The 15,765-nt window shown below is 51.1% G+C and carries 13 protein-coding genes; 5 read left to right on the plus strand and 8 right to left on the minus strand.

Features of this window, described 5'->3' with window-relative positions:
* Positions 1–3 precede the first annotated feature (3 nt).
* Positions 4–1,102 (plus strand): peptide chain release factor 2 gene (gene prfB / locus E0D98_RS00775; protein WP_001701073.1). Its coding sequence is split into 2 segments (ribosomal slippage): positions 4–78 and positions 80–1,102, totalling 1,098 coding nucleotides; the frame shifts between segments, so codons are not numbered across the junction.
* A gap of 9 nt (positions 1,103–1,111) precedes the next feature.
* Positions 1,112–2,629 carry a lysine--tRNA ligase gene (gene lysS / locus E0D98_RS00780; RefSeq protein WP_000003071.1) on the plus strand — a complete coding sequence of 506 codons (1,518 nt, stop codon included), beginning with the start codon at positions 1,112–1,114 and terminating at the stop codon, positions 2,627–2,629.
* 42 nt (positions 2,630–2,671) lie between these two features.
* Here lysS and idi read toward each other — a convergent pair whose 3' ends face one another.
* Entirely contained in the window at positions 2,672–3,220 is a 549-nt protein-coding gene (gene idi / locus E0D98_RS00785; RefSeq protein WP_001192803.1) for an isopentenyl-diphosphate Delta-isomerase, read from the minus strand.
* A 54-nt stretch (positions 3,221–3,274) separates the two neighbouring features.
* Between idi and E0D98_RS00790 the strand changes: the two genes are divergently transcribed.
* A complete protein-coding gene (locus tag E0D98_RS00790; protein ID WP_120795390.1) occupies positions 3,275–3,346 on the plus strand; it encodes a protein YqfH in 72 nt (23 codons plus the stop codon).
* On the opposite strand, the gene yqfG is transcribed toward E0D98_RS00790, so the two are convergent.
* Both yqfG and uacT read right to left on the minus strand, forming a co-directional pair.
* Positions 3,343–3,468, minus strand: coding sequence for a protein YqfG (yqfG, locus tag E0D98_RS00795; protein ID WP_001050745.1), 126 nt, complete (start codon positions 3,466–3,468; stop codon positions 3,343–3,345). The genes E0D98_RS00790 and yqfG overlap by 4 nt on opposite strands.
* 1 nt (position 3,469) lies before the next feature.
* Positions 3,470–4,918, minus strand: coding sequence for a urate/proton symporter UacT (gene uacT, locus E0D98_RS00800; protein WP_001295374.1), 1,449 nt, complete (start codon positions 4,916–4,918; stop codon positions 3,470–3,472).
* Between the two features lie 435 nt (positions 4,919–5,353).
* Between uacT and ygfT the strand changes: the two genes are divergently transcribed.
* Positions 5,354–7,273: a formate-dependent uric acid utilization protein YgfT gene (gene ygfT / locus E0D98_RS00805; RefSeq protein WP_001378370.1), complete on the plus strand. Its 1,920-nt coding sequence runs from the start codon at positions 5,354–5,356 to the stop codon at positions 7,271–7,273.
* Positions 7,273–7,761 carry a 4Fe-4S dicluster domain-containing protein gene (locus tag E0D98_RS00810; RefSeq protein WP_000838428.1) on the plus strand — a complete coding sequence of 163 codons (489 nt, stop codon included), beginning with the start codon at positions 7,273–7,275 and terminating at the stop codon, positions 7,759–7,761. Before ygfT ends, E0D98_RS00810 begins: the two co-directional genes overlap by 1 nt.
* A 35-nt stretch (positions 7,762–7,796) precedes the next feature.
* On the opposite strand, the gene ghxQ is transcribed toward E0D98_RS00810, so the two are convergent.
* From ghxQ to ygfM, 5 genes are all read right to left on the minus strand, one after another.
* Positions 7,797–9,164, minus strand: coding sequence for a guanine/hypoxanthine transporter GhxQ (ghxQ, locus tag E0D98_RS00815; protein ID WP_000012163.1), 1,368 nt, complete (start codon positions 9,162–9,164; stop codon positions 7,797–7,799).
* Between the two features lie 35 nt (positions 9,165–9,199).
* A complete protein-coding gene (gene guaD / locus E0D98_RS00820) occupies positions 9,200–10,516 on the minus strand; it encodes a guanine deaminase (RefSeq protein ID WP_001295158.1) in 1,317 nt (438 codons plus the stop codon).
* A gap of 17 nt (positions 10,517–10,533) precedes the next feature.
* Positions 10,534–11,934, minus strand: coding sequence for a xanthine/proton symporter XanQ (gene xanQ, locus E0D98_RS00825; RefSeq protein ID WP_001280215.1), 1,401 nt, complete (start codon positions 11,932–11,934; stop codon positions 10,534–10,536).
* A gap of 164 nt (positions 11,935–12,098) precedes the next feature.
* Entirely contained in the window at positions 12,099–14,969 is a 2,871-nt protein-coding gene (locus tag E0D98_RS00830) for a molybdopterin-dependent oxidoreductase Mo/Fe-S-binding subunit (protein ID WP_000583611.1), read from the minus strand.
* A complete protein-coding gene (ygfM, locus tag E0D98_RS00835) occupies positions 14,966–15,745 on the minus strand; it encodes a molybdopterin-dependent oxidoreductase FAD-binding subunit (protein ID WP_000572462.1) in 780 nt (259 codons plus the stop codon). The genes E0D98_RS00830 and ygfM overlap by 4 nt, the downstream gene beginning before the upstream one ends.
* Positions 15,746–15,765: the final 20 nt, after the last annotated feature.

The following is a 15,765-nucleotide window of genomic DNA, read 5'->3' on the forward strand; positions in this document are numbered from 1 at the left end:
ACCATGTTTGAAATTAATCCGGTAAATAATCGCATTCAGGACCTCACGGAACGCTCCGACGTTCTTAGGGGGTATCTTTGACTACGACGCCAAGAAAGAGCGTCTGGAAGAAGTAAACGCCGAGCTGGAACAGCCGGATGTCTGGAACGAACCCGAACGCGCACAGGCGCTGGGTAAAGAGCGTTCCTCCCTCGAAGCCGTTGTCGACACCCTCGACCAAATGAAACAGGGGCTGGAAGATGTTTCTGGTCTGCTGGAACTGGCTGTAGAAGCTGACGACGAAGAAACCTTTAACGAAGCCGTTGCTGAACTCGACGCCCTGGAAGAAAAACTGGCGCAGCTTGAGTTCCGCCGTATGTTCTCTGGCGAATATGACAGCGCCGACTGCTACCTCGATATTCAGGCGGGGTCTGGCGGTACGGAAGCACAGGACTGGGCGAGCATGCTTGAGCGTATGTATCTGCGCTGGGCTGAATCGCGTGGTTTCAAAACTGAAATCATCGAAGAGTCGGAAGGTGAAGTGGCGGGTATTAAATCCGTGACGATCAAAATCTCCGGCGATTACGCTTACGGCTGGCTGCGTACAGAAACTGGCGTTCACCGCCTGGTGCGTAAAAGCCCGTTTGACTCCGGCGGTCGTCGCCACACATCGTTCAGCTCTGCGTTTGTTTACCCGGAAGTTGATGATGATATTGATATCGAAATCAACCCGGCGGATCTGCGCATTGACGTTTATCGCGCGTCCGGCGCGGGCGGTCAGCACGTTAACCGTACCGAATCTGCGGTGCGTATTACCCACATCCCAACCGGGATCGTGACCCAATGCCAGAACGACCGTTCCCAGCACAAGAACAAAGACCAGGCCATGAAGCAGATGAAAGCGAAGCTTTATGAACTGGAGATGCAGAAGAAAAATGCCGAGAAACAGGCGATGGAAGATAACAAATCCGACATCGGCTGGGGCAGCCAGATTCGTTCTTATGTCCTTGATGACTCCCGCATTAAAGATCTGCGTACCGGGGTAGAAACCCGCAACACGCAGGCCGTGCTGGACGGCAGCCTGGATCAATTTATCGAAGCAAGTTTGAAAGCAGGGTTATGAGGAACCAACATGTCTGAACAACACGCACAGGGCGCTGACGCGGTAGTCGATCTTAACAATGAACTGAAAACGCGTCGTGAGAAGCTGGCGAACCTGCGCGAGCAGGGGATTGCCTTCCCGAACGATTTCCGTCGCGATCATACCTCTGACCAATTGCACGCAGAATTCGACGGTAAAGAGAACGAAGAACTGGAAGCGCTGAACATCGAAGTCGCCGTTGCTGGCCGCATGATGACCCGCCGTATTATGGGTAAAGCGTCTTTCGTTACCCTGCAGGATGTGGGTGGCCGCATTCAGCTGTACGTTGCCCGTGACGATCTGCCGGAAGGCGTTTACAACGAGCAGTTCAAAAAATGGGACCTCGGCGACATCCTCGGCGCGAAAGGTAAACTGTTCAAAACCAAAACCGGCGAACTGTCTATCCACTGCACCGAGCTGCGTCTGCTGACCAAAGCACTGCGTCCGCTGCCGGATAAATTCCACGGCTTGCAGGATCAGGAAGCGCGCTATCGTCAGCGTTATTTGGATCTCATCTCTAACGATGAATCCCGTAACACCTTTAAAGTACGCTCGCAGATCCTCTCTGGTATTCGCCAGTTCATGGTGAACCGCGGCTTTATGGAAGTTGAAACGCCGATGATGCAGGTGATCCCTGGCGGTGCCGCTGCGCGTCCGTTTATCACCCACCATAACGCGCTGGATCTCGACATGTACCTGCGTATCGCGCCGGAACTGTACCTCAAGCGTCTGGTGGTCGGTGGCTTCGAGCGTGTATTCGAAATCAACCGTAACTTCCGTAACGAAGGTATCTCCGTACGTCATAACCCAGAGTTCACCATGATGGAACTCTACATGGCTTACGCAGATTACAAAGATCTGATCGAGCTGACCGAATCGCTGTTCCGTACTCTGGCACAGGATATTCTCGGTAAGACGGAAGTGACCTACGGCGACGTGACGCTGGACTTCGGTAAACCGTTCGAAAAACTGACCATGCGTGAAGCGATCAAGAAATATCGCCCGGAAACCGACATGGCGGATCTGGACAACTTCGACTCTGCAAAAGCGATTGCTGAATCTATCGGCATCCACGTTGAGAAGAGCTGGGGTCTGGGCCGTATCGTTACCGAGATCTTCGAAGAAGTGGCAGAAGCACATCTGATTCAGCCGACCTTCATTACTGAATATCCGGCAGAAGTTTCTCCGCTGGCGCGTCGTAACGACGTTAACCCGGAAATCACAGACCGCTTTGAGTTCTTCATTGGTGGTCGTGAAATCGGTAACGGCTTTAGCGAGCTGAATGACGCGGAAGATCAGGCGCAGCGCTTCCTGGATCAGGTTGCCGCGAAAGACGCAGGTGACGACGAAGCGATGTTCTACGACGAAGATTACGTCACCGCACTGGAACACGGCTTACCGCCGACAGCAGGTCTGGGAATTGGTATCGACCGTATGGTAATGCTGTTCACCAACAGCCATACCATCCGCGACGTTATTCTGTTCCCGGCGATGCGTCCGGTAAAATAAGCATTACGTTATGCTCACAACCCCGGCAAATGTCGGGGTTTTTTAATTGTGCTGCGCGAAAGTAGACAACAATTTTCTTGCTTCACTATTGGCTGCCTGCATCACCATCCACGGACTGAACGCCCACGGCGTGGCATCAATACCGTGTAATACATCAGCTAAATCACACCATTGATAATCCATCACTTCATCATCGTTGATCTGTAACGCACTGGTGGTGCGTGCGGCAAATACCGGACACACTTCATTTTCCACAATGCCACTCGGATCGGTGGCGCGGTAGCGAAAGTCAGGATAGATAGATTCAGGAGGCGTAATTTCCACGCCAAGCTCATAACGGCAACGGCGGATCACCGCGTCTTCGCTGCTTTCTCCCAGTTGTGGGTGCCCACAAACCGAGTTAGTCCACACGCCAGGCCACGCTTTTTTGCTCAGTGCGCGGCGGGTAACTAATAATTGCCCCTTGGCATTAAACAGCCAACTGGAGAACGCGAGATGTAAGAGGGTGTCTGCCGTGTGTGCGGCATACTTTTCCAGCGTACCAGTGGGAACTCCCTGTGCATTCAATAAAATGACGTGTTCCGTTTGCATAATTTCTCACATGTAATTCTGATCACTCATCATTATAGATAATTGAAGAGTGAAATGATTAACCAAGTGAGCGTTTATCGACAACCGCCCGTTTTGAGCGGATGCCGACAGGTAAAAACCATTTAAAAAAGTAGCATCATATATTTGAAGCGACTTTCAATGGCCATTGCAACACAGTCAGAAATGACAGGAATAGAGAGAGTAAAAAGCAACAGCAGACTGAATATAGCGCGCATTAAAAGATTCATATTATTCTCCATGCTCATTTTTCTTCAGCTTGCGCATCAGAAGCCACATACGTACTGTCCTGACTTTTAAATCTTTATCAGAGACGGATTCCTTCACCAGGTCAGCATGATGCTGATAGCCATTAAAGAAGACGTTCAGCACAACGGCGCTAAGGGTTGCGAGCATAATGCCGCTATGTAGCAGCGGTTGCAGTACGGCCGGTAACTTAGAAAAGAAATCGTGAGAGAGCGTCGGAGTCATGCCAACGCCGAGACTGATCGCCACAATATAGAGGTTGTAACGGTTGGTGGTGTAGTTACAGCGCGACAGAATTCGAATCCCTGTCGCCAGTACCATGCCGAACATCACCAGCCCAGCACCGCCCAGCACAAATTGCGGAATGGAGGCGACCAGCACCGCCATTTTTGGCACCATGCCAAACAGGATTAATATAATTCCCGAAGAAATACACACCCAGCGGCTATGAACGCGCGTCACGCTAACCAGGCCAACGTTTTGTGAAAATGACGTGTGGGGGAAGCTGTTAAACGTTCCGCCTATCATTGTCCCTACGCCATCGACACGCAGCCCGCGAATAATATCGTGTGAAGAGAGTTTACGACCGACTATTTCACCCAGTGCCAGGAACATCCCCATCGACTCGATAAACACGATGATTAACACGGCAGTCATGGTCAGAATGGAAACGGGATCGAAAATCGGCATACCAAATGACATCGGCGTGACAATCGCAAACCATGAAGCATCATGTAGCCCGGATAAATTGACTTCATTCATCATCCACGAAAGTAAAAAGCCAAATACAATCCCCAGTAATACGGCGACGTTGGACATAAATCCTTTCGCATAGCGAGTAATGAGCAAGATAAAAATTAAGACAGCAAAGGAGATACCTAAATAAACGGGATTACCATATTGCGGATTCCCTTTACCTCCGGCGGCCCAGTCAATACCCACCTGAATGATGCTAAGTCCGATAGAAGTAATAACCACACCGGTAACCAGTGGCGGGAATAAAGGCATCAAGCGACCGATAAGTGGCGCTAATAATGTGGTGATAAAACCCGCGGCGATAGTGGCACCAAATATCCCCAGCAGGCCGATATCCGGGTTCATCCCAATGGCTATCATTGGTGTTACAGCAGCAAAGGTCACCGACATAATCACCGGCAGGCGGATCCCCATAAAGCGGCCGATACCGATACATTGCAATAATGTGACGATCCCGCAGCAAAAGAGATCCGAGCTAATGAGCATCGCAATAGCTTCTTTTGAGAGGCCCAGTCGGTCACCAATCATAAGAGGAACAGCGACTGCACCTGCGTACATGACAAGGACGTGTTGCAGACCGAGTATGATCAGCTTTCCTGGTGATAATATGCGGTCAACCTCATCAGTTGGGCGGTCTTGCCCAGAAGATGAGGGAAGTTGGGAATCTATGGCGCTCATCAGTGTTTCTCCTTTCGCCCGCCAGAGTAAAAAGCAACCGTTTACGTTAATGAAACTGTCTAAACACATGCTCGTGGAGTGCCAGTTTTTGCGAGGAAGGGGAGTTAGAGACAGGAATTGCGGAGGCAATCACATAATCGTGCTTAAACCACGAAAATGACAAGAGAACCTGACAATGGAATTATCTGTAATTTTCTCATATTGATATTTCATTAATCATTCTGGCATGTCGCACTCTCGCATTTAATCGTTTTTATCTGGATAGCGCTCTTTTGATCGGCAATGTTGAAATAATGAAAGCGGCATAGATTGAGGGGCAATAATTTGAACTCAGTCGCAAAATTATAATTAAAACGGTCATGCTACCTAATATATGCCCGTTTATTGCATCGCGAAATTTGAGAAGACATAACTCATTAAATGAAAGGGATGCAAATGAATAAGTTTATCGCTGCTGAAGCTGCGGAATGTATAGGCTGTCATGCTTGTGAAATTGCCTGTGCGGTGGCACACAATCAAGAAAACTGGCCGCTGAGTCACAGTGACTTTAGACCGCGTATCCACGTTGTAGGGAAAGGCCAGGCTGCGAATCCGGTGGCCTGCCATCACTGCAACAATGCCCCTTGCGTTACGGCTTGTCCGGTTAATGCTCTGACTTTCCAGTCCGATAGCGTACAACTGGACGAGCAAAAATGTATTGGTTGTAAAAGATGCGCAATCGCTTGCCCCTTTGGCGTCGTTGAGATGGTCGATACGATTGCGCAGAAATGCGACCTTTGTAACCAGCGCAGTTCTGGCACGCAAGCCTGTATTGAAGTCTGCCCAACACAGGCGTTACGACTGATGGACGATAAAGGGTTACAGCAGATAAAGGTGGCCCGCCAGCGCAAAACGGCAGCAGGAAAAGCGTCATCAGTCGCTCAGCCATCTCGCAGTGCAGCGTTGCTCCCCGTTAACTCGCGTAAAGGCGCAGATAAAATTTCAGCAAGTGAACGGAAAAACCACTTTGGCGAAATCTATTGCGGGCTGGATCCACTGCAAGCGACTTATGAGAGTGACCGCTGTGTTTATTGTGCCGAAAAAGCTAACTGCAACTGGCATTGCCCGCTGCATAACGCTATTCCGGATTACATCCGTTTGGTACAGGAGGGAAAGATTATTGAAGCGGCAGAACTTTGCCACCAGACCAGTTCCTTACCAGAAATCTGCGGCAGGGTATGTCCACAGGACCGTCTTTGTGAAGGCGCATGTACTTTGAAAGATCACTCTGGCGCAGTCACTATCGGTAATCTGGAACGCTACATCACCGATACCGCGCTGGCGATGGGCTGGCGTCCCGATGTCAGCAAAGTTGTTCCCCGTAGCGAAAAAGTGGCGGTGATTGGCGCTGGGCCAGCAGGGTTAGGGTGTGCTGATATTCTGGCGCGCGCAGGAGTTCAGGTTGATGTCTTTGATCGCCATCCAGAAATTGGCGGTATGCTGACTTTTGGCATTCCTCCTTTCAAACTCGATAAAACGGTATTAAGCCAGCGGCGAGAGATATTCACCGCAATGGGAATCGACTTTCATCTCAACTGTGAAATTGGCCGCGATATTACCTTTAGCGATTTAACTTCTGAATATGATGCAGTTTTCATCGGCGTGGGGACTTACGGGATGATGCGAGCAGATCTGCCGCATGAAGATGCGCCCGGTGTCATTCAGGCTCTACCGTTCCTGACTGCCCATACCCGCCAGCTCATGGGATTGCCGGAGTCTGAAGAGTATCCGCTGACGGACGTGGAAGGTAAGCGAGTCGTGGTATTGGGCGGTGGCGATACGACAATGGATTGTTTGCGGACTTCCATCCGCCTCAATGCCGCCAGCGTGACCTGCGCGTATCGTCGTGATGAAGTCAGTATGCCGGGCTCGCGCAAAGAGGTGGTTAATGCGCGCGAGGAAGGTGTCGAGTTTCAGTTCAATGTTCAACCGCAATATATCGCTTGTGACGAAGATGGGCGTTTAACTGCGGTGGGCCTGATTCGTACCGCCATGGGTGAGCCGGGGCCGGATGGTCGCCGTCGTCCTCGTGCGGTTGCGGGTTCAGAGTTTGAATTGCCCGCCGATGTTCTCATTATGGCCTTTGGTTTCCAGGCGCATGCCATGCCGTGGTTGCAGGGCAGCGGAATTAAACTCGATAAATGGGGCCTGATTCAAACCGGTGACGTCGGGTATTTACCTACCCAGACGCATCTGAAAAAAGTCTTTGCTGGTGGGGATGCAGTTCATGGCGCGGATCTGGTTGTCACTGCAATGGCCGCAGGAAGGCAGGCGGCGCGCGATATGTTAACTCTGTTTGATACGAAGGCATCGTGATGAAATCGTTAATTATCGTTAATCCGGCTGACTGTATTGGCTGCCGTACTTGTGAAGTAGCCTGTGTGGTCGCTCACCCTTCAGAACAGGAGTTGAATGCCGATGTCTTTTTACCCCGGCTGAAGGTACAGCGACTGGACAGCATCAGTGCGCCGGTGATGTGCCATCAGTGTGAAAACGCCCCTTGTGTTGGCGCTTGCCCCGTGGGGGCGCTGACGATGGGCGAGCAGGTGGTGCAGACCAATTCTGCCCGTTGTATTGGCTGTCAGAGTTGCGTCAGTGCGTGCCCGTTTGGAATGATCACCATTCAGTCGTTGCCGGGGGATACCCGACAACAAATTGTGAAATGCGATCTCTGTGAACAGCGGGAAGAGGGGCCAGCCTGTGTTGAATCTTGCCCGACACAGGCGCTGCAGTTGCTTACTGAAAGAGAACTCAGGCGAGTCCGCCAGCAGCGTATTGTTGCCAGCGGTGAGAATCCTCTGTGAAAGAAATCTCCGCGCTGAAAGGCGCGGAGAATCTATTAGATTGCCCAACCACCCGCGTAAAATGCGACCAGTGCGGCAGTAATGATCACCGTACCAATATTCAACTTTTGCCATTCGCGAGCAAAGACACGGCCTACGACCAGTGTCACAAAGCCCAGCATAATACCGGTAACGATATTACAAGTCAGAACGATGAACACGGCACACACCAGGCCAGCCATTGCGTCAATAAAATCGTTGAAATCCAGCTTCGAGACGTTACTTAACATCAGCAAACCCACGTACATCAGAGCGGGTGCAGTGGCGTAACCAGGGATCAAAAATGACAGCGGTGATAAGAACAGAATCAGCAGGAATAACGCCCCCACTACGGTTGCGGTCAACCCTGTTTTACCCCCGGCGGCGGTTCCTGCCGCTGATTCGATATAAACCGCTGCGGGCGCTGCGCCCACCAGACCGGAGAATATTGAACTTACTGAGTCACTGGTCAGGGCTTTGCCGCCATTGATGATCTGGTTGTCTTTATCCAACAAATTCGCCTGACCGGCGACGGCACGGATGGTGCCAGTGGCGTCGAACACTGCGGTCATCACCAATGCCAGTACACTCGGAAGTACGGTTGGCTGGAGTGCGCCCATAATATCGAGGCTGAAAATCAGAGACTTACCATCTTCGCCAGTCAGACTTGGCATCGCCACCAGACCGTGGTATTTCACCGCTGGGTCAAAGATTAAGCCGATAATCGAAATTGCGATAATCACCAACAAGATCCCGCCGGGTACGCGGCACTTCTCCAGACCGAAGATGACCGCCAGCCCCAGCAAGCTCATCATCACCGGGAAGGAGGTAAACGCACCGAGCGCCACTGGCAAGCCTTCAATCGGGTTTTTGATAACCATACCCACACCGTTAGCAGCAATCAGCAGCAGAAACAGGCCGATACCGATACCTGTACCGTGAGCGATACCCATCGGTAAATTACGTAAGATCCAGGTACGCACACCGGTTACGGAAATAGCGGTGAAGATGACGCCCATCAGAAAGACCGCGCCCAGTGCGACAGGAACGCTAATTTGTTGCCCGAGTACCAGACTGAATGCGGTAAATGCCGTCAAGGAAATCGCACAACCAATCGCCATTGGCAAATTGGCCCACAACCCCATCAGCAACGAGCCGAAGCCCGCGACCAGACAGGTGGCAACAAACACAGCTGCGGGAGGAAAACCTGCTTTGCCCAGCATTCCCGGAACGACGATAACGGAATAAACCATGGCCAGAAAGGTCGTTAAGCCAGCCAGTACTTCCTGACGAACGGTACTGCCACGAGCGGTAATTTTAAAATAATTATCCAGCGCGCCCTGTGGCTTTGGTGCGTCCGGTGTTTGTAGGATGTCTCCAGACATAATGATGTCCTCACGAGGATGTTAAAGTTTTATTATTAGTTGCGTTCGTACACCAGACGACCATCAACGTAGGTGCGGTAGATCGAACGGTCATCGCCCAACGTCATCATCACGAACAATTTGTCGACTAAAGAAACAGAGTTGTCATAGCGCAGCTGCTGTAGCGGAGTGGCGGTGGGTTCCATCACCACGAAATCAGCCTCTTTGCCAGGTAAAAAGTTGCCAATCAAATCGTCAAGGCCCAGAGATTTCGCTCCGCCGAGCGTGGCCAGGTAAAACGCTTCATATGCCGAGAGGCGATAGCCTTGTAATTGCAATACTTTGTAGGCTTCGTTCAGCGTTTGCAGCATGTTGAAAGTGGTTCCGGCACCGATATCCGTTCCCATGCCCACTTTAACTTTCTTCTGCCATGCTTTTTTCAAGTTGAATAAGCCGCTGCCGAGGTAAAGGTTGGAGGTCGGACAGAAAGCAATGCTGGATTTGGTTTCGCTGAGACGATCCCACTCTTTTTCTTCGAGATGGACGCAGTGAGCAAAGACACAGTTTTTACCGGTCAGGCCGTACTGATGGTAAACATCCAGATAACCATCATGGTCAGGATAAAGCGATTTCACCCAGGCAATTTCATCTTTGTTTTCACAGAGATGGGTATGTACCCACGTATCCGGATATTCTTCTTTCAGGCGTTGCGCCATCGCCATCTGTTCAGGAGATGAGGTCGGGGCGAAGCGTGGCGTAATCGCATATAGCAGACGACCATTTTTGTGCCAGCGTTCAATCAGTTCTTTGCTTTGGTGATAGCTGCTTTCGGCAGTGTCGAGCAGATAATCCGGTGCGTTGCGGTCCATCATCACCTTACCGGCAATCATACGCATATTGATATGACTGGCGGCTTCAAACAGCGCATCAACAGATTGCGGATGAACAGTGCCAAACACCAGCGCCGTGGTGGTTCCGTTACGTAAAAGCTGCTTGATGAAGAATGCCGACATTTCGCGGGCGTACTCTAAATCCTCATAACGACGTTCAGTAGGGAAGGTGTGTTTATTCAACCACTCCAGCAATTGTTCACCATAGGCCCCCACCATTTCACTTTGCGGATAATGGATATGTGTATCGACAAAGCCCGGTACTATCAGTTTGCCGCGATAGTCGCGCACGCGAATAGTGTCAGGAATTTGATGCTTTCCGTCTTCCCATTCGCCAAACCATTCCACTTTTCCCTGTTTAATGAGTAATAAACCATCCTCAATAAACCGCAGCGCAGAGGCAATCTCTTCCGGGTTATCGACCGTACGGGTGACATCAATAAAACTGCCTCGTACCGCTTTCAACGTGTGTTCTCCTGACATCATTGACTCCTTTACTGTTAATCCATCTCTTCCGCTGAGGTAATACCAGGCAGAACGTTTTCCTGTCGGTAGCCACCAGGGAGGATAATATTTAATAAAATCGCAGTTAACCCGCCAGCACAAATAGGGTTTTCAACTAGTACATAAATAGAGGCTGGCAATATTTTAAAAATTTCGGGATCGTAGGAGACGCCAAGTCCTAAACCTAAAGAAGTGGCGACAATAAGTGTTTCTCGGCGCTTTAAACCGTTGGTGATGATTATGCGAATCCCAGCGATGGCAATCATGGAAAACATCAACGTCATTGCGCCTCCCAGAACTGCCGAGGGAATGGTCGTGAAGAAGCCGCCAATCATCGGAAACAAACCGAGGATAACCAGCATTACCGCGATGGTTCGCCCGACATAACGTGAAGCGACGCCAGTCATCTGAATAACCCCATTATTTTGCGCAAACGTGGTTAAGGGTAATGACCCGACAGCGGAGGCGATAACAGAAACCAGACCGTCTGCCAGCACGCCGCCTTTCAGTCGGGACTGATACTCTTCTCCCTGAATGGGTCGGCGGGAAACCATTGCCGTGGCGGTGATATCGCCGACAGCTTCCAGCACGCTAAGCAGATAAATCGTGCCAACCACCAGGAACTGATGGAAGCTAAAACTAAAGCCGTATTTGAACGGATGCGGGATGGTGATTAACGGCAAATTGCGCATACTGCTGAAATCCACCATGCCCAGGCATAACGATGCGATATAGCCGACACATAGCCCAATGGCGATCCCTCCCATGCGTAGCAACGGACTGCGACAGCAGTTAAAGCCGATCACCACAATTAAAACCAATAAACCAACGCCGAGATGTTCGTAATTGCCGAACGTACCGCTGCTTTTGGCTGCAAATCCTCCACCAAAATCGATAATGCCGACTTTAATCAGGCTTAAGCCGATCATCAGTACCACAATACCGCTGACGGTAGGCGTAATAACCCGACGTAAATAGGGCAAGATAAATGAAGATCCGACAACCAGAAATGCGCCAACGAAGGAGACGCCGAGAAGCGACGACATGATTAACTCTTCGTGAAAACCGTCGCTTTTCATGCTGCTGCCCAGCGCAATCATGACCGTAACAAATGAAAAATTGACTGACTGAATTGAGAGTAGGCCAGAACCGACGATGCCGTAGCGGTTTACTTGTAACCAGGTACCAATACCAGAGGCGATCATCGCCATAGAAACAAGATAGGCAGTTGTTTCAGCGGAAAGCTGTAAGGCCGCCCCCACGATTAACGCGGGGGTTACCATCGGAACGAAAATTGCCAACAGATGGGTAATGGCACCAACGAGAGCCTGATGAAAGGGAGGGCGATCCTCCAGTTCAAATATAAGGTCAGAACCTGCATTGTTTATATCAGACATCCCTTCACTCCTTTTAAAGTAAATTTGATCATCTGAATTAGTAAAATAAATTCCCACGAATTTGGGGCGCAGGACGCCTTGAGAACGGCTTATCTCATTTTCGCAGTCACTATTTAGTCATCGTCCAAACAGAGAAACAGGCCGCCGAAGCGGCCATTTATTATTTATATTTTTTCCAGCGCAGTGAGTATTTTCTCCGGTGTGAAATGCCATTCGCGTAACCAGATGCCGCATGCATCGTGAATTGCGGTAGCAATCGCCGGAGCTGCGCCATTTACACCGATTTCCGAGATCGATTTCGCCCCGAACGGGCCGACTTTATCGTCGCTCGGCACCAGCACAGCGCGGAAATCACGCGGAATGTCACCAATTTTCGGTGCGCCGTAACTGCGTAAATCACGCGTTAACGGGTGACCTTCGGCGTCATAAATGATCTCTTCGCTCATACTGTGGCCGATAGCTCGCAGGGTAGCACCGTAGATTTGTCCCAATGCTAATTCCGGGTTGACCGGTGTACCGCAGTCCAGCAAGGCGTAGAATTTATCCAGGCGGATTTCACCCGTACGCGTGTTGACGGCAACTTCAGCGAAGTTTGCGCCATACGGGAAGGCGAAATCAGGCGTGATATAACTGCCAGTTCCCACCAGTGAACCAAAGCCGGTGCCGGTTTCGCCTTTATGAGCAATATCCCCGAAGCTGACTTCGCCTTTCTTGCCGCGCACGACGCCCGGCGTTGCCAGTTGAACATCTGCCACTGCCTCACCCAACATTTGCGCGCCGTGGAACAGAATTTTCTCCCGCAGATTTTCCGCTGCCAAACGCGCCGCGTTACCCGAGAAGCAAGTACCGGACGAGGCATATGCGCCTTTATCAAACAACGCATGATCGGTATCACCGGAGATAACATGCACGTCCTGCGGTGGACAATGCAGCACTTCTGCTGCCAGTTTCGTCACCACAGTATCCAGACCAGTACCAATATCCGCACCGCCAGAATGAACGATAAAGGTGCCGTCCGATTCCAGTTTGATCATGCAGTTAGCCTGATCGATATCCGGGATACCCGATTTCTGCATGATAATGGCGACGCCGCGACCGATGTGCCAGTCACCATTTTGCGGTTTCGGTGACGACCATTGGATCATCTCGCGACCCTGACGCAGGATCTCTTCCAGTGCACAGCTGGCGGCGGAAGGAACGGAGGTCGGCGCTTTACCTTCACCGATTGCACCGAGAATTTTCAGCTCTTGCCCTTCGTGTACCCGGTTACGTTCGATAATTTCCAGTTGGTCGATCTGTAACTGTTCAGCCAGTTCCGCTAATGCCATGGTGATAGCGAAGTTACCTTTCGGTGCGCCATAACCCTGATAAGCACCATTTGGGCAAATGTTGCTGTAGTAGGTGGTGACCTGGAAATCGACGTTATCGCACGGATATAACGGCAGCGACAGCGCCGGTCCGTTACACGGTACGGTGAGTGAGTGGTTGCCGTAAGGGCCAGTGTTGGCGCGGAAATCCATCTTCACTGCCGTCAGGCGACCATCTTTTTTCGCTCCCAGTTTGACGGTGACTTTCGCGACGTGACGAGAGGTGTTAGCAATAAACTCTTCTTCACGGGTGTAGCGGAACAGTACCGGACGCCCGGTCACGCAGGTTGCCCAGGCGCACACTTCTTCCAGCAGGATGTCCTGTTTGGAACCAAAACCGCCGCCAACTCGCTCTTTAATGACATGAACTTTATGCTGTTTCATGCCTACGAGGCGCGCGACCTGGCGGCGTAAGTGCCATGGTACCTGGGTGGAGGCGTGGATAACCAGACGATCGCCGTCCATCCGGGTAAAGCAGATATGTGTTTCAGTCGGGCACTGCTGTGCCTGCGTTGAGTTATAGGTTCGCTCAATGATCACATCGGCATCGGCAAAGCCTTTGTCCATATCGCCAATATGACCATGAATACTGGCGGCGATATTTTTGCGAGGGCGAGAACCGATCGGGAAGTTGATGATCATATGCTCGCCGCGCTGGGCTGCATGGCTGTTATCGTCTTCCAGAGTATCTGGCGCACCAGCAACATACACCACCGGTTCATCGTGCACGACAGGCGCATCTTCCGCCATTGCTTCGTCGATCGACATTACCGGCTTAAGCACTTCATATTCAACGTCGATGAGCTTCAATGCTTCGAGCGCAATTTCTTCACTTTCTGCGACGACCGCAGCAACACGATCGCCGACGTGACGCATTTTCTTGCCGAACATACGGCGGTCAAGCGGTGACGGTTCCGGTGCGCTCTGACCACCCGGGGTATAGTAGATATCCGGGCAATTCAGGTGAGTAATAACGTGAACGACGCCCGGTAAGGCTTCAGCTTTGCTGACATCCAGATGAGTAATCAGTGCGTGAGCGTGTGGGCTACGTAACATTTTAATGACGCAGGCGTCAGCCGTTACGCGGTCTTCAACATAGCAGGGTTTCGCCTGCACCATTTTCGCGGCATCAGTTTTAGGATAATGCTTGCCAATGACTTCAAGGTCGTCACGGAAAGTCGGAGCGATATCAATGGTGGCCTGCGGATTATTTTTACGTGCAACCGCCAGTTCAATGACCTGATAGTATTGTTGCCAGCCTGCATCGCGGCTGAACAAACCAGAAAGCGCGTCGTCGATCTCTTCGCGGGTAGGTGCGGCGATGCGATCGAGAAGATCGGTGATAATCAGAGCTGCAGCTGGATCGTTATAACCAGACTGCACCACGCCAACATCAACCATTGCCTGTTGAACCAGACTTAACTCGTTCCATTTGCCCAAAGATTCTGCGGTACGAATATCTGCCTTCTCTAACTGTGCGGCAATAAGCAAGGACGCGTTAACGATATTACCGTTAAAGATTATTGCGTCAGAACCGGCAAACCCGAAGCCATCATCACTGTTGCGTACAGAGTGCATTCCCATGTTAAACAACAGCTTTTGCACGTTTTCGCCTGGATTAACGGTTAGCTCCTGAGGCGCGCCATTTAAAGTAAAGTGGATGATCATACGGCTTCCTCCCCAGCCTGTTGGCAGTCGGCATACAGGTCGGCTACCAGAACTCCCGTGATATAGCGTTTATAGGCCACGCTGCCCCGCAAATCTTCCTGCGGGAAAATGGCGTTGGCGACAGCCTGTTCAAGTGCATTGCCTTCCAGATTTTGTTTTTCGACATCATGCAGACGCAGTGCTTTACTGGCGACGCCATCCAGCGCAATTCGCATACCGTCGTGGTCTGTCATTGCAACGGCTGCCGTCACGACGGTTAAACCTGCCTGAGAACGGCTAATTTTGCGGGTCGCACAGGTGCGATACGGATCTTTAATGATAATTTCGGTTAGCAGGCGATCGCATGGGCAGGCCAGGTAGTCCTCGATTGACAGCGTTTCGCCGTTGCCAAAAACCAGTTCAGCATCCAGTGCCAACAGGACGGGAAGCAGCACCGACTCTTCCTGGCGGGCGGCGATTTCACCACCAATGGTCGACTGATTACGAACATGGCGTGAGTAAACAAAACCGAGGGCTTCACGCAGCGCTGCAGGAATAAATCGCGCATCACGCAGTGGCTGCAAGCGAGACATTGCGCCAATCCGCAGTGCACCGTTATCCCAGTCAACCCAGTCCAGTTCCAGATCCTGTAAGGAAATGGCAATCTTTTTATCGGTACGGGTTGGTGTAGCATTGAGTTTGCTGCCCCCGGCGAACCAGACGGCTTCATCCTGGTAGCGGCGCTTCAGTTCCAGCGCCTGTTCGACAGAGTCGGGCCTGAAAAATTGTTCAATCATCTTCTTTCCTTATTTAACCC

Source organism: Escherichia sp. KCJ4928 (assembly GCF_004352695.1).
GTDB lineage: Bacteria > Pseudomonadota > Gammaproteobacteria > Enterobacterales > Enterobacteriaceae > ECMA0423.

Bases quoted from the DNA above. Each gene is read 5' to 3' on its own strand.
- lysS (WP_000003071.1), top strand. From the start codon at position 1,112: ATGTCTGAACAACACGCACAGGGCGCTGACGCGGTAGTCGATCTTAAC.
- idi (WP_001192803.1), bottom strand. From the start codon at position 3,220: ATGCAAACGGAACACGTCATTTTATTGAATGCACAGGGAGTTCCCACT.
- yqfG (WP_001050745.1), bottom strand. From the start codon at position 3,468: ATGAATCTTTTAATGCGCGCTATATTCAGTCTGCTGTTGCTTTTTACT.
- uacT (WP_001295374.1), bottom strand. From the start codon at position 4,918: ATGAGCGCCATAGATTCCCAACTTCCCTCATCTTCTGGGCAAGACCGC.
- ygfT (WP_001378370.1), top strand. From the start codon at position 5,354: ATGAATAAGTTTATCGCTGCTGAAGCTGCGGAATGTATAGGCTGTCAT.
- E0D98_RS00810 (WP_000838428.1), top strand. From the start codon at position 7,273: ATGAAATCGTTAATTATCGTTAATCCGGCTGACTGTATTGGCTGCCGT.
- ghxQ (WP_000012163.1), bottom strand. From the start codon at position 9,164: ATGTCTGGAGACATCCTACAAACACCGGACGCACCAAAGCCACAGGGC.
- guaD (WP_001295158.1), bottom strand. From the start codon at position 10,516: ATGTCAGGAGAACACACGTTGAAAGCGGTACGAGGCAGTTTTATTGAT.
- xanQ (WP_001280215.1), bottom strand. From the start codon at position 11,934: ATGTCTGATATAAACAATGCAGGTTCTGACCTTATATTTGAACTGGAG.
- E0D98_RS00830 (WP_000583611.1), bottom strand. From the start codon at position 14,969: ATGATCATCCACTTTACTTTAAATGGCGCGCCTCAGGAGCTAACCGTT.
- ygfM (WP_000572462.1), bottom strand. From the start codon at position 15,745: ATGATTGAACAATTTTTCAGGCCCGACTCTGTCGAACAGGCGCTGGAA.